The organism is Agrobacterium vitis, assembly GCF_013337045.2.
Classification (GTDB): domain Bacteria; phylum Pseudomonadota; class Alphaproteobacteria; order Rhizobiales; family Rhizobiaceae; genus Allorhizobium; species Allorhizobium vitis_B.
The window spans coordinates 376,816-399,337 of record NZ_CP118261.1 but is presented as its reverse complement, the minus strand read 5'-3'; the positions used below and the strand labels follow the sequence as shown (position 1 = coordinate 399,337).

The 22,522-nt window shown below is 58.5% G+C and carries 17 protein-coding genes and 2 pseudogenes; 7 read left to right on the top strand and 12 right to left on the bottom strand.

Features of this window, described 5'->3' with window-relative positions; all coding sequences use genetic code 11:
- From G6L01_RS24770 to eutC, 4 genes are all read left to right on the top strand, one after another.
- Positions 1 to 798, top strand: coding sequence for an amino acid ABC transporter ATP-binding protein (locus tag G6L01_RS24770; RefSeq protein WP_070166015.1), 798 nt, complete (start codon positions 1 to 3; stop codon positions 796 to 798).
- Between the two features lie 133 nt (positions 799 to 931).
- Entirely contained in the window at positions 932 to 2,128 is a 1,197-nt protein-coding gene (locus tag G6L01_RS24765) for an NAD(P)/FAD-dependent oxidoreductase (protein ID WP_070166013.1), read from the top strand.
- A 22-nt stretch (positions 2,129 to 2,150) separates the two neighbouring features.
- Complete coding sequence (locus G6L01_RS24760; RefSeq protein ID WP_070166011.1) at positions 2,151 to 3,536, top strand: ethanolamine ammonia-lyase subunit EutB; 1,386 nt, start codon at positions 2,151 to 2,153, stop codon at positions 3,534 to 3,536.
- Positions 3,537 to 3,547: 11 nt separating this feature from the next.
- A complete protein-coding gene (gene eutC / locus G6L01_RS24755; protein ID WP_070166009.1) occupies positions 3,548 to 4,336 on the top strand; it encodes an ethanolamine ammonia-lyase subunit EutC in 789 nt (262 codons plus the stop codon).
- A gap of 583 nt (positions 4,337 to 4,919) precedes the next feature.
- Here eutC and G6L01_RS24750 read toward each other — a convergent pair.
- From G6L01_RS24750 to G6L01_RS24725, 6 genes and pseudogenes are all read right to left on the bottom strand, one after another.
- Entirely contained in the window at positions 4,920 to 5,480 is a 561-nt protein-coding gene (locus tag G6L01_RS24750) for a GNAT family N-acetyltransferase (RefSeq protein WP_070166170.1), read from the bottom strand.
- Positions 5,481 to 5,502: 22 nt separating this feature from the next.
- Positions 5,503 to 6,618, bottom strand: a pseudogene (locus G6L01_RS24745) (Orn/Lys/Arg family decarboxylase); the annotation flags it as partial.
- 88 nt (positions 6,619 to 6,706) lie between these two features.
- Positions 6,707 to 7,723: a GTP 3',8-cyclase MoaA gene (gene moaA, locus G6L01_RS24740; protein WP_071206629.1), complete on the bottom strand. Its 1,017-nt coding sequence runs from the start codon at positions 7,721 to 7,723 to the stop codon at positions 6,707 to 6,709.
- Complete coding sequence (locus tag G6L01_RS24735; protein WP_070166005.1) at positions 7,717 to 9,057, bottom strand: FAD-dependent oxidoreductase; 1,341 nt, start codon at positions 9,055 to 9,057, stop codon at positions 7,717 to 7,719. The genes moaA and G6L01_RS24735 overlap by 7 nt, the downstream gene beginning before the upstream one ends.
- Positions 9,054 to 9,359 carry a ferredoxin family protein gene (locus tag G6L01_RS24730; protein ID WP_060717708.1) on the bottom strand — a complete coding sequence of 102 codons (306 nt, stop codon included), beginning with the start codon at positions 9,357 to 9,359 and terminating at the stop codon, positions 9,054 to 9,056. Before G6L01_RS24730 ends, G6L01_RS24735 begins: the two co-directional genes overlap by 4 nt.
- A 37-nt stretch (positions 9,360 to 9,396) precedes the next feature.
- Positions 9,397 to 11,523 (bottom strand): molybdopterin-containing oxidoreductase family protein, encoded by a 2,127-nt coding sequence (locus G6L01_RS24725; protein WP_070166004.1) that lies wholly within the window; start codon positions 11,521 to 11,523, stop codon positions 9,397 to 9,399.
- Here G6L01_RS24725 and G6L01_RS24720 point away from each other — a divergent pair.
- Both G6L01_RS24720 and G6L01_RS24715 read left to right on the top strand, forming a co-directional pair.
- On the top strand, positions 11,513 to 12,607 hold the full coding sequence (locus tag G6L01_RS24720; RefSeq protein WP_337692712.1) for a helix-turn-helix transcriptional regulator: 1,095 nt from the start codon (positions 11,513 to 11,515) through the stop codon (positions 12,605 to 12,607). The two genes, G6L01_RS24725 and G6L01_RS24720, sit on opposite strands and share 11 nt — an antisense overlap.
- A 35-nt stretch (positions 12,608 to 12,642) precedes the next feature.
- Positions 12,643 to 13,278: pseudogene (locus G6L01_RS24715) on the top strand (DDE-type integrase/transposase/recombinase); the annotation flags it as partial.
- A 46-nt stretch (positions 13,279 to 13,324) separates the two neighbouring features.
- On the opposite strand, the gene G6L01_RS24710 reads toward G6L01_RS24715, so the two are convergent.
- Positions 13,325 to 14,029, bottom strand: a complete 705-nt coding sequence (locus G6L01_RS24710) for an anti-sigma factor (RefSeq protein WP_070166002.1) — start codon at positions 14,027 to 14,029, stop codon at positions 13,325 to 13,327.
- The gene (locus G6L01_RS24705; RefSeq protein ID WP_070166169.1) at positions 14,026 to 14,571 is read right to left on the bottom strand and encodes a sigma-70 family RNA polymerase sigma factor; all 546 of its coding nucleotides are present in this window, start codon (positions 14,569 to 14,571) and stop codon (positions 14,026 to 14,028) included. The genes G6L01_RS24710 and G6L01_RS24705 overlap by 4 nt, the downstream gene beginning before the upstream one ends.
- Before the next feature lie 204 nt (positions 14,572 to 14,775).
- Between G6L01_RS24705 and G6L01_RS24700 the strand changes: the two genes are divergently transcribed.
- The gene (locus G6L01_RS24700) at positions 14,776 to 15,564 is read left to right on the top strand and encodes a DUF4394 domain-containing protein (RefSeq protein WP_070166000.1); all 789 of its coding nucleotides are present in this window, start codon (positions 14,776 to 14,778) and stop codon (positions 15,562 to 15,564) included.
- Between the two features lie 663 nt (positions 15,565 to 16,227).
- Here the strand turns inward: G6L01_RS24700 and G6L01_RS24695 are convergent.
- The 4 genes from G6L01_RS24695 to G6L01_RS24680 are packed head-to-tail and all read right to left on the bottom strand — an operon-like array spanning position 16,228 to position 22,511.
- Positions 16,228 to 17,874 carry a hydantoinase B/oxoprolinase family protein gene (locus tag G6L01_RS24695; protein ID WP_070165998.1) on the bottom strand — a complete coding sequence of 549 codons (1,647 nt, stop codon included), beginning with the start codon at positions 17,872 to 17,874 and terminating at the stop codon, positions 16,228 to 16,230.
- 4 nt (positions 17,875 to 17,878) lie between these two features.
- Entirely contained in the window at positions 17,879 to 19,948 is a 2,070-nt protein-coding gene (locus tag G6L01_RS24690; protein ID WP_070165996.1) for a hydantoinase/oxoprolinase family protein, read from the bottom strand.
- A gap of 56 nt (positions 19,949 to 20,004) precedes the next feature.
- Entirely contained in the window at positions 20,005 to 20,979 is a 975-nt protein-coding gene (locus G6L01_RS24685; RefSeq protein WP_070148147.1) for an ABC transporter permease, read from the bottom strand.
- Positions 20,976 to 22,511, bottom strand: coding sequence for a sugar ABC transporter ATP-binding protein (locus tag G6L01_RS24680; protein ID WP_070165994.1), 1,536 nt, complete (start codon positions 22,509 to 22,511; stop codon positions 20,976 to 20,978). Before G6L01_RS24680 ends, G6L01_RS24685 begins: the two co-directional genes overlap by 4 nt.
- Positions 22,512 to 22,522 lie beyond the last annotated feature (11 nt).

The window sequence follows — 22,522 nt, the reverse complement described above, 5'->3', positions numbered from 1 at the left end:
ATGGCGATAAAGCCGAACATCGCGCTGGTGAAAAATCAATCGGCTGGCAGCCCCGCGATCAGAATCGCCGGTCTACAAAAATCCTTCGATGGGCGTATGGTGCTCGATAACGTCGATCTGGAAGTGCCGACCGGCAAGATCGTCAGCATCATCGGCCAAAGCGGCGGAGGAAAAACCACCCTCATGCGCTGCGTCAATCTGCTCGAATGTCCGGATCGAGGCACGATCAGCATCGGGGAGGAGACGATCTTTTCCGCCGGCATGGTCACATGCCGCAATCTCGCAAAGCTCCGGCAGCGCGTAGGCATGGTGTTCCAGCGCTTCAATCTGTTTCCGCATCTGACCGCCGTTGAGAACTTCGTGCTTGCCCAGATGCATGCCGGCGGTATCGGCGAGCGCGATGCTGTCGAAAGAGCCGTGAAGCTGCTGACCCGTGTCGGGCTTGCAAAGCGGGCATTGGCCTACCCGGAACAGATGTCGGGCGGCGAACAGCAGCGGGTTGCAATTGCGCGAGCCCTGGCGCTCGGGCCGACGGTGCTGCTGTTCGACGAACCGACATCCGCGCTCGATCCCGAATCGACGGGCGAGGTGCTGCGGGTCATGCGGGAGCTTGCCAATGACGGCATGACGATGATCCTGGTCACGCACGAACTGCCCTTTGCAAAGGAAGTATCGGACTGGATCGTCTTCATCGACGGCGGAAAGATTGTCGAGCAGGGAACCGCCGCCGACGTGCTCGACCGTCCACGAGAGGCTCGTACCGCAGCCTATGTCTCTCGATACGCATCCCCGGGCTAGTACCGGGTTTCGGGCGATACGGTTCTCAATGGCTGCCGTATCGCCCATCCAACCACATCAGAATGGCGAGGTGACCGTATGATACGCTGTGCTGTACCGCGCCAACTTAGCATCGTGAAGGCATTCATATTCCATGAAAAAGACAACGACAGATATCGCCGTCGTAGGTGGCGGGGTCATTGGGCTTGCAGTCGCTCTTCAGATGCGACGTGAAGGGCGCGAGGTTCTTGTATTCGAGCCGAATGAGCCGGGATCGGGTGCGTCATTTGGAAATGCCGGAACGATCGCGGACTACGCGATCATTCCGGTTGGGACGCCATCCGTCCTCAAAAACCTTGCCTCGCTGATGCTCAACGTCGATAGTCCGCTGTCCATCCGCAAGGCTGCGCTGCCGATGCTGTTTCCCTGGTTGATGCGGTTTGCCTATGAATCCCTTCCCCATCGGTACCGGGACAATACCGGCCGTATTGCCAACCTGTTGTCTGATGCATCTTCGTCCTGGTTGACGCTGGCGTCCGAGATCGGCGTATCCGACTTGCTGAGCGCAAAGGGCTGCCTCTACCTTTACCAGACAACCGAGGCCTTCAAGGCTGCGTCATCGGATATAGCATTGCGACAGAACTATGGGATTTCGCAGGAGCTTTTAAGCTCATACGAGATCCGCAGCCTGGAGCCGAACCTCCCAGAGATTGAAGGCGGTGGACTGTTCTTTCCGAACGCCATCAACTTCACCGATCCGGGACGGGTCATGGACGCGATCGCGGCGGCGGCACGACAATCGGGGGTGGAGTTTATCCGATCTGCGGTAAGTGCGATCGCGCGCGAGGCAAATGGGGTGAAGATCATGTCCACAACGCACGAGATACAGGCTCGGTCGGTTGTGATAGCGGCGGGGGCCCATTCAGGCCGTCTCGCTCGTCAGATCGGGGACCCGGTCCCCCTCGACACCGAACGTGGCTACCACCTTGAGTTCGATATGCAGACGGCACCGGTAGAACGTCCGGTCTGCCCCACGCATCATGGCTTCTACTTCTGCCCGATGGAGGGGCGACTGCGCGTTGCAGGCACGGTCGAACTCGGCGGATTGGCTGCCCCCCCGAACCGGAGGAGGATCGACCTTCTGCTTTCCAACGCCCGGCGTGTGTTCCCACATCTTGGCGAACCGAGTCGGACGTGGATGGGATTTCGGCCGTCAATGCCCGACTCCGTGCCTGTCATCCGGCCTTCGAAAGGCGGCAAGGATATCGTGTTCGCATTCGGGCACGGTCATATCGGCCTGACCTTGGCCCCACGGACTGCCCGCATGGTTAGCTCCATTCTTGCCGCCTGACCGGACCGGGGAGCTGTTCGATATGTACAAGACCATCCTTGGAAACCAGACCTGGGTGTTTCGGGATCTGAAGGAACTGATGGCGAAAGCCTCGCTATTGCGGTCCGGTGATCTGTTGGCAGGCATAGCTGCAGGCTCGGCGGAAGAGACTGCGGCGGCGAGAATATGTCTCGCGGAGGTGCCATTGAAATCCTTTCTGACAAAGCAGATGATTCCTTACGATGATGATGAAGTGACGCGCTTGATCGTCGATACCCACGATGCCGCAGCCTTCTCTCCGATCGCCCATATGTGTGTCGGAGATTTCCGCAATTGGCTGCTGTCGTACCATGCGACGCCTGCGCGTCTGGCCAGGCTTGGATCCGGCCTTACCCCGGAGATGGTCGCAGCGGTCTCGAAACTGATGCAAAACCAGGATCTGATCCTGGTTGCCAGCAAGATCAAGGTGGTCAAGAAATTCCGCAGCACGGTTGGTCTGGCCGGCACTATGGCAACGAGACTGCAGCCGAACCATCCAACGGATGATCCGCAGGGCATTCTAGCATCCATTCTCGAAGGTTTAACCTATGGATGCGGCGATGCCGTCATTGGCATCAATCCGGCATCGGATTCTCCCGCAGCGGCAGCACAGATCATCCATATGCTGGATGAACTGATCCACCGCTTTGAGATACCCACTCAGTCCTGTGTTCTCACACATGCAACGACCTCAATCCGATTGATCGAGAAAGATGTCCCCGTCGACCTCGTCTTCCAATCGGTTGCGGGCACTCAAGCCGCCAACGAATCCTTCGGGATATCGCTTTCCATTCTCCGCGAGGCATATGAGGCCGGACAATCACTCAGACGCGGAACTATCGGTAAAGACGTGATGTACTTTGAAACCGGCCAGGGTTCATGCCTTTCGGCCAATGCACATCACGGCGTTGATCAACAGACCTGCGAAGCACGTGCCTATGCGGTCTGCCGGCCCTTTTCGCCACTTTTGGTCAATACAGTCGTTGGCTTTATCGGGCCGGAATATCTCTATGACGGCAAGCAAATCATTCGTGCGGGGCTTGAGGATCATTTTTGCGGCAAGCTGCTTGGCCTGCCGATGGGTTGCGATATTTGCTACACGAACCATGCCGAAGCTGATCAGAACGACATGGATGTGCTCCTCACCTTGCTGGGAACAGCGGGCAACAATTTCATCATTGCCGTTCCCGGTGCCGATGACATCATGTTGAATTACCAATCGACATCTTATCATGACCAGCTCTATGTCCGAGATCTCCTCGGGCTCAAACGTGCACCTGAGTTCGCAGAATGGCTTCGCAAGATGAACCTGGCCGATGATGAAGGAAGGATCACGCCAATCGAAAGCGACAATCCGCTGATGGCCGCCCACTTGAGCCTCGCATCGTGAGCGGCAGTGATATGAGCGATGAGCGCGCATGCTACTCGCCTGCCATCCGGACGAACCGGTTGCGGCTGCCCGCTGGAGTGACCACCGCGCGACTGGGACTCGGGATGGTCGGAGCCGGATTGCCGACCGACGCTGCGCTTGCGTTCACACTCGACCATGCGCGGGCGCGCGACGCTGTTCAGCGCCCGCTTGATTTGTCTGTTCTTCATGGAGATTGCACAGGGTTGGGACTGGAAATCGTGAGGGTCGATAGTGCGGCCCAAGATAGACAGGTCTATCTGCGTCGTCCGGATTACGGCCGCCGTCTCTGCGATAACTCCCGAGCGGCTCTGACGGCGCGCCAACCGTGTTCAAGCGACGTCATCCTGGTTGTTGGGGATGGTCTTTCCTCCACCGCCGTCCAGGCAGGTGCTCCTGGACTATTGGCGGTTCTGGTTCAAAAACTTTATGGTCTGGGTCTGTCAGTCGGCCCACTTGTGCTGGCCAGCCAGGCTCGTGTCGCGCTCGCGGATGAAATTGGTTCTCTTCTTGGTGCACGCCTTTCGATCATTCTGATCGGGGAACGTCCAGGCTTGTCCGCTTCTGATAGTCTCGGCGCTTACTTGACATGGGGTCCTTGTCCCGGTCGGACGGATGCGGAAAGGAATTGTGTCTCGAATATCCGGCCTGGGGGGCTCGATGCCGATGTGGCGGCGTCGAAGCTAACTTGGCTCACTCAGATGGCGCTCCAATTCGGATTGAGCGGGGTTTCGTTGAAAGACGAAAGCACCGTGGTGGGATCTGCAATTGCGGCTACCTGACATCGCGATATTGCTGCTTATTCCGCGATCGCGAAGGTTATTCAGCAGCTCTTTTTGCGAAAAGAAAGCTACAGGCGATGCCTAATCCAAAGCATACGTAATGGGACATTCATCTGCCCCTCCAGGTGTACCTAGATGAAAATTGACAAGCTCAAAATCAAAATGGTGAAGGGCCGATGCAGCGGAGTTTGATCGTCCGTTTCCGGCCCAATATTAGACGTTTTCCGCACGAAGAAATACGTAAAAATTTGATAATTTCATATGTATAGCTCCGCTTAAGAAGCAGAATCAAAGGTCCTGATCCTCATCAAGGCGAACGACGTCGATAAGACCTTCGTCAAGGCGCTCTTATCAAGGTGTTTGGAAACCTTGAACCTGCACACTTGAGCTGAAAACGCTGCATCTCTGCTCCTTCGAATAATAGGAAGCCAGACGGATGATCTGAGAAAATGCCCGACCCCGTAAGCCCAGGATCTACTATTGGTCTTCCACCAGGCAGCCTGTTGCAGTGGTCGCGCTGCGCTTTGAATGCCTGCGGAGCCCAGCAGGTCCGTGGTCCACCCCATAAAGCCTCGGTGGAGCGTCAGCGTGTGGATAACGGCGGCGGGGGAGGTGGCGTGGTTGCGCCCGTCCCCAGCGAACGTTGCACCATGACGCTGTCCGCCCAGCGGCCGTAGCGATAGGCGACGGCCGGCAACAGGCCGACGCGCACGAAGTTGAAACGATCGTGCAGGGCAAGCGAAGCCACATTGTCGGCGTCGATGTAGCCGATGATCTGCCGGAATCCCGCAGCAGCACAGGCGTCGATCAGACCGCGCAGCAACTGGCTTCCGACCCGCTTGCCGATATGGTCGTGATGCACATAGATCGAGTGTTTGACCGTATAGCGATAGGCCGGTCGCTTCCGAAACAGAACCACATAGGCGTAGCCCACGACCGTGCCGTCGATGGTTGCGACGAGATGGGGAAAGCGTTTGCTCTTGAGGTTCTTGCGCCGCTCCCGCAGGTCGTCCGGCTCCGGCGTGTCGCCTTCGTCCACGCCCTCATCGAGGCCTCGGCGGATATGCCGGCGATAAATCGCCAGCATCGCCTCCACGTCTGCGTCGCGTGACGGCCGGATGACGATCCGGGTTTCCTGCTCCATCATTTGTTCCGACATGTCCAGGCTACTCCGCAACGACGTAGGTGTAGAGCCGCACGCGCCCGGAGGCATCCGTTTCGCGATAGACGCCCTGGATTTCCACTTCGAACCCGGGGAAGGTGTTGAAGCAGGATTCGAACATCTTGAGATAGTCGATCATTGGCTGCGCCCGATCGGTGAGGCGCTCACCCGGAACGATGGTGGCGATACCAGGCGGATAGACCACGAAAGGTGTCGTCGCGATGCGTCCAGTGATCTCGTCGATCGGCAGGTAATCGACGTCGTTGCGCACCAGGCTGCGTGCCGCGTCATGCGGAGACATGGCCATTGGTGGTAGGTGCGCAGCAGAAAACTGCTTTGCCTGCAACGCGCTGACGTTGGCATCCCGAAAGAAGCGGTGCAGATCGCCGCAGAGATCGCGCAGGCGCACGCCAGCATAGCGGCCCGGGCGCCGACGGTAGAATTCCGGGATCACTTCTTCCAGCAATGAATTGTCGTCATGCAGCTTCTTGAAGGCCACGAGGCCGCTTATCAGGGTGCCAGCCTTGCTTGCCTCGACCCCAGGCGTCAGCAGGAAGAGTAAGGAGTTGAGGTCGTTCTTTTCGGCAACAATGCGGTTTTCGCGAAGATATTGCGCTACGATTGGGGCGGGAATGCCATGTTCGGCATAGAGACCAGTCTTGCGGTCGAAGCCTGGCGTCAGCACCGTCAACTTGTTGGGGTCCGTCATGGCGAACCCCTGTTCCATGCCGCTGAACCCATGCCAGGATGCATCGGGGGTGAGGTGCCAGAAAGCCGGGTTTGTCGCCAGCTGGTCGGTGGCAATACTCTCCCATGGCACGTCGTGCGAGGCGCCGGGGCTGGCAACATCAGGGATCAAGACGCGATCCGGCACGAAGGGCTCGAAGAACCAACGGCGCTCTGCACGTGGCTCCTTGTCCTCGAATTCCCTGCGCACGGCGCGCATTTTCTTCCTGAGTTCGATCCCGAGGCGGATCGTATCGTCCCACAGCACCTCGCCGGAACGACCCTTCATCATCTGCGCGCCGACATCGAGCGAGGCGAACAGGGGATAGAAGGGCGACGTGGAGGCATGTTGCATGAAGCTCTCATTGAAGCGCCGGTGCTCCACGCGCCGCCTACCTTTTCCAGTGCATTGAATTCAAAAGTATTTTATAGAGTTATAAATCTTGCCCGTGATTAGGCACGCCTGTGCGTACGGGTGGTGGTCACCCTCCGGTCGCCGACATGTGGCGGGCGATCTGCGGAATCCGCGCCCGGTCCAAGACAAAGTCGTGCCCCTTGGGCTTGTGCTTGAGAGCATGGGCGATTGTCTCCAGCAGCATCGTGTTGTTATCGGATGCGCGTATGGCCTCCTTTAGATCCGCCGCATCGTTCTGTCCGAGACAGGTATGGAGCACGCCCGCGGCGGTGACGCGCACACGATTGCAGTTTTCGCAGAAATTATGCGTCATGGGCGTGATGAACCCGATGAGGCCCCCGGTTTCGGCAATCCTCGCGTAGCGCGCGGGACCACCGGTGCGCAGACCGATATCCGTCAGCGACCACCGCGCCTCGATCTGGCGACGCAAAAGGTCCAGCGGCAGATACTGATCGAGCCGATCCTCTCCAGTTTCTCCAAGCGGCATGGTTTCAATCAGTGTCAGGCCCATGCCGCGCCTGTGGGCGAAGGAGATCAGGTCATCGATCTCGTCTTCCGTGCTGCCACGTAGTGCAACCGTGTTGATCTTCACCGTAAGACCAGCATCCTGCGCGGCATCGAGGCCCGCAAGCACGGTTGCGAGCGACCCGCCACGGGTCAAAGCGGCGAAGCGATGCGGATCGAGCGTATCCAGGGAAATGTTGACCCGCCGCACACCCGCAATTGCCAGATCCCGAGCATGTTCGGCAAGGCGAGTGCCATTGGTCGTCAGCGTCAGTTCCTGCAAGGATCCGTCTTGCAGACATGGCGAGAGACTGCGGAAGAGGTCGATGACACCCTTTCGCACGAGCGGCTCTCCCCCCGTAATCCGTATCTTACGCACACCGATACCGATGAAGGCGTGGGCAACACGCGCCAATTCGTCCAACGAAAGAATATCCCGCCGCGGCATGAAGGTCATCCGCTCCGACATGCAATAGACGCAGCGCAGATCGCAGCGGTCCGTCACCGAAAGCCTGAGATAGCTGACCCGGCGACCGAAGCTATCGACAAGCCCACACGCAGGAGAGGTTTCCATCAGCATGCAATATCCTTCCCCCCGGCAGCGGCAATCATCGCTTCAACGGAGACGAACTTTTCGCGCGGCTTGCCCAGCGACCGGCCCCGCGCCACCTCCGCCGTGTCAATGGCACGCCAGGCATCGAAGTCGAGGCGCAGCCCCTGGCGGTCCCAGATCGAGGAGACGAAACTGTCCGCAGCGGCAGGATCTGGCAATGGCAGAGAATCGAGATCGGCCAGTACCTTTTCAACCGTATCGATAGCGCAGGCGCGATTTGTACCGATCGTTCCCTGCGGGCCGCGCTTGCTCCAGCCGCAGGCATAAAGGCCAAGAACCAGCCCGTCCTCTGCCCAGATACGGCCACCGGCATTGGCATGGACGCCCCGGTCTGCGTCGTAGGGAACATCGGTAACCGGTGCGCTGCGCCTGCCGACACTCAGGAAGACAAGGTTCGTATCGATCGTGACGTCCTGCTCCATTCCCTTGCCCGTTGCGCCCCAACGGAACACGGCGCGGCTGACGCGCTCATGTCCTTCGAAACAAACCGGAGTGAGATGAAAGCGGAAAAGGCATCTCTTGCTTTTTTCCCATTTGCGGCGGGAGAACGCATCGATAAGGCCGATGGCGGTTTTTCGTTCGGGGTCCACGCCCTCAGGAGAGGCAAACGGGTCAATGGCCAGATCGCCCATCTCCACGCCCGGATCGCAATTCTCCAGCGTGCCGAATTCATGCAGCTCCTTGGCCGAGAAACGTATCCCGGCCGGAGCGCCCCGCCCGACCAGATGCACCTCGCGAATACGGCTTTCCGCCAGCATTTCCAGAGCATGCCCGGCAATATCCGTATGGCGCAATTCCTCCGGCGTCTTCACGAGGATACGCGCCACGTCGAGGGCGACATTGCCATGACCGATGACGACCGCCCGCTCGCCGCCAAAATCGAAGGTCAGATCCCGGCAATCTGGATGACCATTGTACCAGCCGACGAAATCGCTGGCCTGATGCGTGCCGGGCAGATTTTCACCCGGCAGGCCGATCTCACGACCGAGCGCCGCCCCTGTCGCCAGGATGACGGCATGATAGGATCTGCGAAGATCGGTGATGTTAGTGTCAACGCCGATCTCCACCCCACCGATAAAACGAAAACCCGGCATCTGCGCGATTCTCTCGAAGACAGCAGTGACCTGCTTCAGCTTCGGATGATCAGGGGCGACGCCGAAGCGAACCAGGCCGTACGGCACCGGTAAGCGTTCGAACAGATCAACCGCAATGTTCTTATCCGACCGAAGCAATGCCTCGGCCGCATAGAACCCACTAGGACCGGCACCGACGATGGCGACATGATAGCGCGGCACCGTCACAGGCCCATCGCCTTCTTGCGTTCGTCTGCACCGGCAAGCGGCGGCAGGCGCATGTTGATCACAGGCGTTTCGGCTGAGCGACGTCTGTTGATCTCGATCCATTTCTGCTGATCAGGCGACAGCAGATAGGACGGCTGGATCGCGCCAACCGGACATACAGGCACACAGCCGCCACAATCGATGCAATTGTCGGGATCGATATAGGTCATGTCATCGTCGATATGGAAACACTCGACGGGGCACACCGTCACGCATTCCGTATAACGGCATCCGGTGCAATGGTCGGTAACGACATAGGGCATTCTCGATAAACCTCTTCAGTAAGCCATGACTTGTCCGTTAGAATTTGGCGACCTCGACCAGCACATCCGAAAATGTCGGTGCGCGGCCCAGATCGGCAAAAGCGGGCGGCGTCAGGGCATGAACCGTGGGGCCTCGGCGGTTCGAGCGCTGCCAGTAGCCGGCAGGCGCCACCACCACGCCGCGCATCACATCCGATGAGACGGTGGCAAAGGCTTCGAAGACGCCCCGATCGTTAAAGACACGAATGGGCGTCCCCACCTCTATTCCACGCGCGGTTGCGTCGTCCGGATGGAGGGTCACCGACTGCTCCTCGCCCGCCAGCGCAACCTGAGCCGGCAGATTGCCATAGTTGGAATTGAGGAAGGCATGGCTCTTGGGCGAGATCAGGCTGAGCGGATATTTCTCCGCAAGCGCCGGCGCACTGGCCGGGCTCTCATTGGGCCTGATGTAATGCGGTAGAGGATCGACGGGTTCTCCGGCCTGATCGCCATTATAGCCCTGACGAAACAGCGGAACCACGAAGTTGCCGGTCTCGGCCAGCATGGACTTGAACTCGCATTTCCCGGTCGGCGTAGGGAAATTGCCATCGCGGTGCGGTGCCCAGTCGCCGGCAGCCGGCAGTTGAAGACGTAGGAAGCCCTTTTCCTTCAGATCCTCGAGCGTGAGACCCTCCATCACAGGATTGGCCCAGTCCATCGACTGCGCGATCATCTCGTCGTCCGAGCGAAAGAAGAAAGGATCATCTATATCGAGCGCGCGGGCAATCCGGCGGAACATTTCGGTATTCGGCACCGCCTCGCCAAGCGGCTCGATCGCCGGGTTGTTGTACGAGAGGTAGAGATGCCCCCAGGAGAACATGATGTCCTTCTGCTCCAGTTGGGTGGTTGCCGGCAGAAGAATATCGGCATAGCGGGCCGTATCGGTGATGAAATGCTCGCTGACCACAGTGAAGAGATCGTCTCGCGCAAGCCCCTGCTCCAGCTTGTCCTGCTGGCTCACCATCGCCATGGGATTGGCGTTATAGACAAACAGCGAGCGGATCGGCGGATCGAGTGGCAAATCGCCGGTCAAGGCAGGCCCGAGTTGCCACGAGTTGATGACACGCATCGTCTCGGGCTGGAGATCAGGACGCATCATCTCGCCCCAGTTGACTGGGAAGGCCCAGATCGGCAATTGCAGCAGACCGCCGCCGACATGCTTCCAGGCCCCGATCAAGGCAGGCAGGCAGGCGATGGCGCGCACGGTCTGTCCGCCGCCGGCGTGACGTTCCACCGCAACGCCGATGCGCACAACCGCTGGCGCGGTCGACGCATATTCGCGCGTCAGCGCGTAGATGTCTTCCACAGGAATGCCCGTTTCTGCGGAGGCGAATTCCGGCGTGTACTGTTCTGCCCGCTCCGCCAGCTCCGCAAAACCAACGGTGTGCGCATCGATATAGTCTCGATCGATGCGCTTTTCCTTGATGATGATGTGGATCATCGCCAAGGCCAGTGCGCAATCGGTGCCGGGGCGGATGGGAATGTGCCAGTCTGCCAGCCGCGCCGTGCGGGTGCGCACCGGATCGATCACTACCAGCTTTGCGCCGTTTTTCCGGGCCTGTTCGATAAAGGGCCAGTGATGTGAGTTGGTGCTCAGCGTATTACAGGCCCACAGGATGATGTATTTCGAATGGATGAAGGCTTCCGGATCGACGCCGGGTGTGTGGCCGATCGTCATCATATAGGCGGTGCAGGAGCCGGAATCGCAGAAGGTGCGCTCGCAGACACTGGCGCCGAGCTTGTTGAACAGCGGATCGCCGACATTCAGCCCGTTGATGATGCCCTGCGTACCGAGATAGCTGTAAGGCAGGATGGCCTGCGCACCGTCGGTCGCGATAATATCCTTGAAACGCGACGCGATCTCCGCAATCGCATCGTCCCAGCTGATGCGTTCAAACTGGCCGCTGCCTTTTGGGCCCACGCGACGCATCGGATACAGCAGACGATTGTCGCTATAGACGCGGTCTTGATAATTATTGACCTTCACGCACAGGCGTCCGCGCGTAAACGGATGATCAGGATTGCCCCGGACCGCGACGGCTTTTCCGTCCTCGACCGTCGTCAGGATGGAGCAGGTGTCTGGACAGTCATGCGGGCATGCGCCGACAACGGTAGTGCGAGCCATTTTCAACTCCCATGATTTGCCTGTTGAAAAGCAGTGCTTGAACTTTAGGCAGTGTGGAGCGGAGCGCAGGCTTTGGCTTTATCAAAAACTGCGTTTGTTTATTCAATTTCTGCTCAAGTGGTCATTTAGGGCGATTGGTCCGGAATTTGCTTGTTCTCAACACCAGCAAAATGGAACTTGGAGCAAAGCCATGCTCGGTCACTCCGTCGACAAGTATATTACCGGAACGATGATAGAGACCTCGAATGCGAGCGGTTGGCGCAACATTCTGGCCGAGCGCTGGCGTCATGAAGCGGGCGAACTGCCATCGCTGGTGCCGCACGACACGGAGATCGCCATACTGCTGCACGGGCGCAGCATCGTTGATCGCCGTGGCGGAGGCATGCGGCAACACACGGTCGCCCGGCGCGGCACCATCTGGCTCTGTCCGGCCGGAATTGAGGAGGAGTTCATATCGGTGACAGAGCGTATGGACGACTGTCTCCATTTGTTCCTGCCAGGGCAGCCCTTCTCCTCGACCATCCTGCAGGAATTCGACCTCGATCCGGCGGCCATAGAACTGCGATACGAAAGCATCGACCAGGATCCGTTCATTGAATTTGCCGCGGGACAGATCCTGCAAGAAATGTCTACGGAAAGTGCGGCGGGCCGATTGCTGGTCGAGACCCTCGCTGTCGCCCTCTCCGCGCATCTGGTTCGTTCCTATTCGACTGCAACGCCCCGACAGCAGGGTAAGCGCAGCGGTGATAGCGCGCTCGACACGCGCCGAATGCGACGCGTCACAGACTATATCGAATTCCATCTCGACAACGAGTTTTCCGTGGCCGACCTTGCTTCCGTCGCGTGCATGAGCGTTGCCCACTTTGCCCGCGCATTCAAACAGGCAACGGGGAAAAGTCCACATGCCTATGTCAGTGACAAGCGCATGGCTGTCGCCAAGCAAAGACTGCTCGATGAAAATTGGAACATCGCAGACGTCGCCATCGCGGCCGGCTTCTCATCCCACGCCAATTTCACCCGCGCCTTCAGGAACGCGACAGGCGTGACCCCGCATGCGTTTCGCAGTGAAATGTGCGGCCAGTAGCAACGGATAGCGATCGCGTCAGACAAAATCCGAGTGCCGATTTGGCGACCGGGCCGAAGTAACCGCATTCGACTGTCTTGAGCCTTGAGGAGGGGGCTGGGGTTGTTGCCTTCCGCAGACACACGCTTCTGCCCTTGGATGATTGCCTTTATGCCCTTCAGCCGACAATCCCACATCTGACGCGCTCGTCCTTACATCGATATCGCTGAGGTCCAGACCGCTGAGGGCAAGCTCTATCTTTTTGTGGCGATTGATAGAACATCCAAGTTTGCCTTCGTCGAGCTTTACGCCAAAGCTGGAAAGATGAATGCAGCCCAATTCCTGCGCAATCTGGTCAAGGCTGTGCCCTATACTATCCATACTGTTCTGACGGACAATGGCACTCAGTTCACCAATCGGGCCTGCGATCTCTACGCTTTCCATCACATCTTCGACCGCGTGTGTGACGAGAACGATATTGAGCGATGCGACCGTCAAGCGTTTCCAATACGATGATCACGAACAGCTCAAAAAGCATCTCGCCGACTTCATCGATGCCTATAATTTCGGACGAAGGCTCAAGACACTAAAGGTGTCTCACGCCCTACGAGTTCATCTGTAAACGATGGACTTTGGAGCCGGAACGATTCATCATAAATCCAATCCATAAAATGCTGGGACTAAACACCTAGTCTTCGGCGAACCGGTCATTTGCTCAGTTGCCTATGTCCTGGAGCGTCACCGCGGTATACGGGCAAATCCCTTGGCAAGTATCGGCCCGGTGGGACGGCCTGTCGGCGAACCGCCTGCCTGCTCAAGCGTCAACTCATAAAGCTGATCGTTGCGCGGCTTCGGCAGCGTCGGCCCATGCAGGCGGGCGGAACGCACGCCTTCCAGCAGGCCGAGAGGGACCGGCCCGACATCGCGAGACGGCAGGGTCCAAACTTGGATCGTCTTGTCACGCGGAACGACGAAATCCGTCAGAAGCCGCACGGAGGCCTCGTCGTTGCCGAAATCCTCGACAACCGCCTGAACCTCTCCTGCCTCGTTGACAAGGACGGCGACGACGAGTGGCTCCATCGTTCTGGTCAGGCTGTAGACGAGGCCGACGGTAAGCAGCAGCGAGGCGGCAAGCGACGTGAGTGTAGCCAACTTCCAGCGGCGAGAGCCATTATCGTTTGCGATGTGTGTGTTTGATTTGGCGCGACGGTTGTCCTGACCCGGCAGGGAGGCCTCGATACGATTCCAGAGATCCTCGCTGACGGGTTGCGGAGCCATGCTCGTATCGAGCGGCAGGAAACGATCTCGACTTGCGGCAATGGCAGCCTTGAGTTCAGGATCACCTTCCATCGCATCCTCGATTTCTTCCGCCTGTGTTGGCTCGAGCAACCCCAGCACATATTCGTCGGCGAGATGCGCCATGTCTTTGCGGTCGTAGCTCATGCCATGCACTCCCGCAGCGCCAGAAGCCCGCGCCTGATCCACGACTTGGTGGTGCCAAGCGGAATGCGCAGCCTGCCTGCAATTTCGCCATGGGAATAACCGCCAACATAGGCCATGAGAATCCCCTGCCGCTTCGTATCTTCCAGCGAACCGAGACAGTCATAGAGACGGGAATTGCGATCCAGACGGTGCCATGCCGCCATGATTTCATCCGTCTGCTGATCGTCCTGAAGCGTTTCAACCTCCTCGACGGAGTGTTCCCGCTTGCCATCACGCAATAGGTTGATGGCCCGGTTTCGAACGATGGCATAGATCCAGCCGCGCGCCGAGCCGCTATCGGAGCGGTACTGATGGGCATGCGTCCATATACGGATGAAAGAGTCCTGCACGACCTCTTCAGCAAGCTCGCGACGTCTGACGATGCGCTGGGCAACCGCGATGAGCTTACCCGCCTCCTGATCAAAGATGTTTCGCAATGCCAGGCGGTCGCCCTTTGCGCAGCCATTAAGCGCCTCATCGAGATTAACCGGCCTGGAGCCCATCACTGTCAAAACCATCTCCTTAGATCAGAGCGCAAACCGCCTGCCTCTTGCAAACTATACCCGCCGCGACAGCTGAATAGATGCAGTCACCAAAAATATTTTCGAGCGCTGCATCCAAACGCATCTTCTGTTGTGTCTTCAAGATGGAAGGTCGTGAGCCATACGGCGGAACCTTCTTCGATTTTGAACGCACGGGAGAAAAACATGCAGACCATTCGTTTTGCTTTAGCAGCATCCATATCCGTCATTGCCACGGCAACATCCGCCTTTGCGGCACCCGTTCTGGCATTAAGCGGCGACAAGACGCTCGTCATGTTCGATACGGAAAAGCCTTCCGTGACAAAGACGATGGATGTTACCGGCGTCGATAAGCTCGTCGGCATCGATTACCGTCCCGGAAACAAGACCGTAATCGGAGTGACGCCCGACCACCGCATCGTCAGCATCAACCTGGAGACGGGCGCTGCAAGCGAAGTGGCGAAGATGGACAAGATGCTGACCATGACGGATGCGCCTGTCGTGGTCGATTTCAACCCGATGGCAGACCGCCTGCGCTTCATGACCGGCACCACCAACCACCGCGTTCACCCCGATACGGGGGCAGTGACGGTTGACGGCGTACTCGCTTTCGAAGAGGGCGATATGCATAAGGGCGAGACCCCGAATATTGCAGCCGCCGCCTATACCAATTCCATAGGCAAGCCGGAAAAGACTGCAATGTACGATATCGACGCCACAATCGGAGCGTTGATCCAGCAGACAAAGCCGAATGACGGCACATTGAAAGCCATCGGCAAGCTTGGCCTGAAAGACAAGCCTGCGACCTATGCCTTCGACATTCAGGGAATGGAGGGCGGCAAGAACGCGGCCTATCTGGTGGCAAACAAGATGCTTTACACCGTCAATCTTGAAACGGGCGCCGCGACCGAAGTCGGCGCGATCTCCGGTCTGGAAAATGAAGTGCGGGACATCGCAGTCCTGCCGGCAACCTGATACTCAAGAGAAAGGCAGGCGATGAGCCTGCCTTTCTTGTCTACGTTCCAAGGGGCTGAAGATCGGCCTATTCCCGATGCTATTGCATTGCTCTCAGCCTCTGATTGTGTCGTGATATAAGCCGTTCGCTGATGCTACACTTATAGTAGCGTTCAGGTTGATATCATTCTTACGAGGAACGAGAATGTCTATAATTCACCGAATGGGCGTTCGTTCGCGTATGGTGACCCTGATCTCAGCAGCCACCCTTCTATTCTTAGCTCTCATCGCCGTTGGCATACTCTGATCCCCAGCTCCCGCTGGCCCAAAACCGGGGTGCACGTCACATTCAAAGACAAGGTCGCCGCTGCATTGGCAGTCGCCGAGAGAATGAACATAGGCCTCGCTCGTGAGGTTATGGGCAAGCTTCAGTATAGAGTAGGGTAGGCGGGCATTTCGAAAACTGCACAAGCAAAGACAATCTCGCCTTTGAAAGCGGTGAGCGAATACAAGCCAGTGATATCTGCGGCACCTTCCTCTCCGTCCCCGCGCTGATTTCTCTGCAACCGCTTGACCTCAGCTATACCGCCGTTCGGTTAACCGTCCCTTTGGTGCGGATCACTGCGCGTCAGCGAAACCAAGTGAGGGCGGAATCGGCGAGAGCGGAGGACCTTGTTGCCAGGCTTAACGATGGACGGCCTGTGCTCTTTCTTCCGTTAGATATCCGTTCTTGATGTCTTCGGCGACGGCCTCGGGCGCGCGCAGTTTTGGGTCGCCAAAGCCGCCGCCATTGCCGGTTACGACACGGATGACATCGCCGGTGTTGACAACGACATTGGTCGCAAAGGACAGGCGTTCGCGGGTGCCGTCCGTCCGTCGAACTTCCACATAATTGACCGACCCGTCGAGCCCGCCCGCCACGCCCCATGGAGGGATGCGGGTGCGGGTGTAGCCCACTGACAGGAAATTGTTGTCGGCCAGCACGCGGTAATGGACGTCGATCCCCTTGCCGCCGCGCCACTGGCCCTCGCCGCCGGGCTCCGCGTTCAGCATGGCCTGGTCCACCGACAGGCCATAACGGGCTTCGGCGATCTCGGCCGGGCAATTGAAGGTCTCGCCGTGAAATCCGGAAAACTGGCCGCTGTTCCCGTCGCAACCCTCCCAGGCACCCCAGCCGCCGACCTGTGGCTCGACGATCGTGTAATGACGTCCGGTGACGGGATGCGGTCCGCCCACGACTGTACCGCAGATGGAAGCGAAATTACCGGCAGGGACGACGCCGGGAAAGTGCGAGGAGAGCGCCCGCAACAGCATATCGAAAAGGCGTATCTCGACCTCGGAATAATAGCCGAGCGCCCCCGGTGCCTCGACATGGAAGATCGTGCCCGGCTTCGTAACCACCTTGAGCGGTTGGAAGAAGCCGCCATTGCCAGGCGCTTCCGGGTCCGTGAAGGACTTGAAGGCGAGCTGGACAGCAATTTCGGTGCCTTCGCGGCTGGAGTTGGACGAACCCTTCTGTGCGGGATTGTCGCGCAGATCGACGATGAATTCCTCATCAGTGATGGTGAGGACAACCTTATGGATCGCGCCAGTATCCTGTTCTTCCTCGAATGTGTAGGTGCCGGCTGGGATGCGCTTGAGGGCAGCGCGCGCGCGGCGCGCGCCGAATGCCATGAAGTCGGCCACGGCAGCCTCGAATGTGGCCGCGCCGTATTTCACGACCAACTCCAGAATGCGCCGCTCGCCAATCCGCAATCCAGCAATGCCGGCCCAGAGATCGCCACGCAGAAAGTCCGGCAGCCGCGTATTGACATAGAGAATGTCGAAAACCGCCTGGTTCGCACGTCCTTCCTCAAACAGCTTCACAGCAGGAATGCGGATCCCCTCCTGGAAGATTTCAGTCGCATCCGATGACATGGAGCCCGGAACGTTGCCGCCCACATCGTTCCAGTGGGCGATGTTGGCAACCCAGGCGATCAGCTTGCCGTCGTGGAAGACCGGGGCGGCAAGAACCATGTCGTTGAGGTGGGTGACGCCGCCGAAATACGGGTCGTTGGAGGCGAAAAGATCACCCGGCCGGATATCTTCCGGCTTAAATTTCTTGAAGATGCCGGCAATCGCCTTGTCGAGCACGCCGATGAAGGCGGGAATGCCGGCGCCCGACGCGGCGATCTGACCATCCTTGTCGAGGACAGAGGTGGACAGGTCGAGGACCTCGTAAATGATGGCGCTCATTGAGGTTTTGCGCTGAGCAACGAACATCTCGTCGGCCACCGCTTCCAGTGCGTTCTGGATGATGTCGAAAGTAACGGGATCGTGGGGCTCGGTCATCAGATCAACTCCGGATGGTGATGTGCGTGTTGCCGTAATCATCGATCAGGACGATATTGTCTGGGTGAACGACGATGGTGGTGCCGGGATCCTCGATGATTGCCGGTCCGGCGAACTGCATTCCCGGCTCGAGCTTTCTCGCGTCATAGATCACGGCTTCGTGGACACCTTCCGTCGCGTAGTCCACGCTGCGTCGACCCTTGATGGCCTGCTCGACAGAGGCTCCGGCTCGTGGCAAGGGAACAAGCTCCAGCTTGCCGATTTCGCTCGACGCGATCAGATGCAGGCCGATGATTTCGACGTCGGCATCCAGCCGGTAGGTGTATTCTCGCTCGTAGATCTCGTGGAAATCCGCTACCATGCGGGCGGTCTCTTCCGCACCTATAGGCCCGGAAATGACGGGAACCTCGACGGCGAATTCCTGGTTGCGGTAGCGGCAGCGGATCATCGGGCGCATCGTCACCTTCGCCGCCTCGACCCCCTCATGCGCAAACTCCGAAACGGCAAGCGCTATCGTCTGCGAGACCAGATCGTCGAGTGCTGCGTGATCCGTTTCGTCTAGCAGGCGGGTGACGAAATAATCCCGGCGTAGATCCGACATCATCATGCCCCAGGCAGAAAAGACCGCAGCTCCGCGTGGGATCACCACCTTCTTGACATTCAGTTCCTGGCCGAGCGACACGGCATGCATGGCGCCGCCGCCGCCGAACGCGACCAGAGTGAAGTCGCGCGGATCGTAACCGCGATTGACGGAAACCAACTTGAGCGCATTGACCATGTTGGAATTCGCGATGCGTACAATGCCACGCGCAGCCTCGGTGGGGGAGACGCCGAGTTGCCCGGCAAGTGCTTCCAGTGCTGTATCGAGCGCTGCGATGTCGGCGATGACAGAGCCGCCGCAGAAATAGTCGTGATTGATGCGGCCAAGTGCCAGATTGGCATCCGTCGTTGTGACGTTCGTTCCACCCCTGCCATAAGCGGCAGGACCGGGCGATGCGCCAGCGGACTGCGGACCGACATGAAGCTTGTTGAAATCGTCCACCCAGGCGATCGATCCGCCGCCATTGCCGATTTCCACCAGATCGACCACCGGCACCATGATGGGATAACCGGCCGATGTTTTGTTGCGCTCGATCCAGTAGTCGGTCTTGATCCGCACCTGACCATTCTCGATTAACGAGCATTTGGCGGTGGTGCCGCCGATGTCTAGCGCTAGCACGTTGGGTTCGTCGATAATCCGGCCAAGTTCGGCAGCACCCCAGAAGCCGGAGGCAGGACCGCTTTCGACCATGGTGATCGGCACGGCCTTTACGGCATCGACAGAATCCACGCCGCAATTGGACTGCATGATGAACAGGTTGCCGCGATATCCCTTGTCCCTCAGGCCAGTTTCCAGCTTTTCGAGATAGCGCTGTGCCTTTGGCTGTACATAGGCCGAAAGCACCGTGGTGTTGGAACGCTCGTATTCGCGCCACTCGCGAGTGATCTGGTGGGAGGCGACGGCAGCAATCTCCGGCCAGCGTTCGCGGATCGCCTGTAGAACGGCGCTTTCATGCGCGGGGTTCGCATAGGAATGCAGAAGACAGATGGCGATTGCCTCTACCTTCTCAGCCTTGTATCCGGCAAGGATGGTGTCGAGGAAAGAAAGGTCGAGCGGTATGGTTTCATGGCCCTGATAGTCCATCCGCCCAGGCAGTTCCTGCCGCAGGTGGCGCGGCACGAAAGGTGCCGGCTTGCGGTACATCAGGTTGAAGAAGTCGGGCCGGTTGCCACGTCCGATTTCCAGCGTATCCCGGAAACCCTTCGTGGTGATCAACCCCACCTTTGCGCCTTTCCGCTCCGTCAACGCGTTGATGATAACAGTGGTGCCGTGGGCAAATAAATCGACGCTGGCGATGTCGACCCCGGCCTTATCAAGCACGTTGAGCACGCCTTTTTCAAAGTCCGGAGGGGTCGTGTCCGATTTTTCCGTGCGTACGGTCTGTACGCCGCTCACGCGATCGGTTTCGAAATAAACCAGATCCGTAAAAGTGCCGCCAACATCGGTGGAGACACGGATAGTTTTGTCCGTCATGTGTGGTGTTCCCTAAAGACGATGCGAACCTGCCGGTGTCGCCGGGTTGGCAACGTTCAGCGCCGCGAATTCGATGCGGCGAGCGCGACCGCGATCACGATGATCACTCCCGTTGTCAGGTCCTTGAAGAAAGGATTGACGTTGAGAATATTGAAGCCATTGCCGATGAGCGCCATTAGGAGCACACCGGCGATCGATCGCCAGATTGCGCCCGCGCCGCCCGTGATTGCCGTGCCACCGAGAATGACGGCCGCGATTGCCTCCAGTTCAAGACCGGCGCCCGCCTGCGGTTCGGCCATGGAGAGGCGCGACACAGTAATCACACCGGCAAGCCCTGCAGCGCCGCCACTGAGCGTGAAGGTGATTATCTTGACCAGATTGGTTCTGATGCCGGAGAGGATGGCCGCCTCTTCATTGCCGCCGACAGCGAAGACCTTGCGCCCGAAGGTCGTGCGGTTGAGCAGCACCACCATCATGATCATGAAAACGATGACGACAATAACCGCCACGTTGACCATGCCGATGCGCCCGCGTCCGAGCCAGGAAAAGGCTTCGATCCGCACAGGAATGAGCGAGCCGCCTGTGATCAGGATCGCGATACCGCGATAAACGAGACTGGTTGCGAGGGTAACGAGGAAGGAATGTACGTTGAAGGTGGTGATGATCAATCCGTTGACAGCGCCGAGAGCCAGCCCGATCAATGGGCCCGCAAGGATGGCGACATAGGGATCGACCTGCGTTGCGATCCAACCGGACGAGACAGCGGCCACGCCAAAGATGGCACCGGTCGACAGGTCGAATCCGCCGCCAATGATGACCAGTGTCAATGCGCAGGCGATAATCATCAGCGGTGCGCTTTGATTGACGATATTGAGCAGGTTGCGCACCGTCAGAAAACTGTCCGAGACCAGGCTGAGCCCGATCAGCAAAGCCGCAATGATGACGAGAACGCCGTATTCGCGGGCAAAGGCGCCTGCGTTGAAAGGTCTGCCTTCATTTTTTGCAGATCCGGCTGTCGGTGATTTGTTCATGGAACCTTAAACTCCTCGGATGGCATGTTTCGGCTCTGGATTTCGAAGATGCGCTTGAGGGCCCTTTCGACCGTTAGGGTGCGGCAATCTTCCTCGCCGAAAATGCGGCCTTCGCTCATGAGGTAGCCGCGATGCGAAAGATTGATGACTTCCTCGAGTTCGGACGAGATCAGTACGACGCCCACTCCGTTTGCAGCCATTTCAAGAATAAAGGCGTGAATGCGCTGGCGTGCGCCGATGTCGACGCCGCGGCTCGGCTCGTCCAGAATAAGAAGCCTTGGTTTAGCAACGGCCCATTTGGCCAGAAGCACTTTCTGCTGGTTGCCACCGGAATAATAGGCGACGTCCCCGTCGATCTTTTCCGGTACGATACCGAAATGCCGGATCATCCCAGCCGTGCGGTTGCACTCCTGGCGCCTCTTTAGTAAACCGAAGCGACTGATCCGGTCCAGTGTCGCAAGGCTGATGTTGGGCCGGGTGGTCTGGGTCAGAACAAGGCCCTGCTTGCGACGATCCTCGGGAACGAGGGCGATGCCCTGTGCCACTGCCGAGGGAATATCGAGCCGATTTTGTCGCTGCCCCCGGATGAAATAGTCGCCCTGTGTAATGGTGTCTGCACCGAACAGCGCGCGGGCCACCTCCGTGCGACCGGAGCCGACAAGGCCGATCAGTCCGACGATCTCACCCGGTCTGACCGTCAACGAGATATCGTGCAGACCGGTGTGGGTCGAGACCTCACGCATTTCCGCGACCGGGGCGATCTCGCGCGAAGGTGCGGCGGGCAGGGGTGGCCAGACGATTTCGAGAGCCCGTCCGAGCATGCTGTCGACAAGGCTCTCCTTGCTTTCGTCGGCAATGTTCGTTGTGCGCACCACATGGCCGTCGCGCATGATGGTGACACGATCGCAATTGGCAATGATATGGTCGAGAAAATGGCTGACATAGATGATCGTTACGCCCTGGCTTTTCAGTCGGCGGATGAGAAGATGCAGGCGTTCTGCCTCGTCCTCCGTCAGCGACGAGGTTGGTTCGTCCATGATGATGACGCGGGCATCGCGGGCGATTGCCCGCATGATCTCGACCTTCTGCCGTTCGGCGATCCTGAGGTCCGCCACCTTCGCATCCGGGTCGAGCCCGAAGTCACAGGTGATTTCGAGTGCCGCAAAGCGGTCTCGATCGCCGCGCGTGAGAAAGCCTACCTTGTTTGTCTCCCGGCCGAGGAAGACGTTCTGCAGCACAGACAGTTCCGGCACCAGCTGAAGTTCCTGGTGGATCATGGCAATGCCGCGCAGAAGCGCTTCGCGCGGGGAATAGCGGGTCATCTGCTCGCCAAAGACGATGATCTCGCCTTCGTCAGCGGAATAGTATCCACCGACGATCTTACCCACACTGGATTTGCCCGCGCCATTTTCACCGACCAGCGCGTGGACCTTGCCCGCTTCGAAATCGATGCTGATGTCGTGAAGAATGCGGGTGCCTCCGAAACTCTTCGCAACGCCATGAATACGAACGGCGATGTCGCTTTTCGTCATAGAGCGTGATC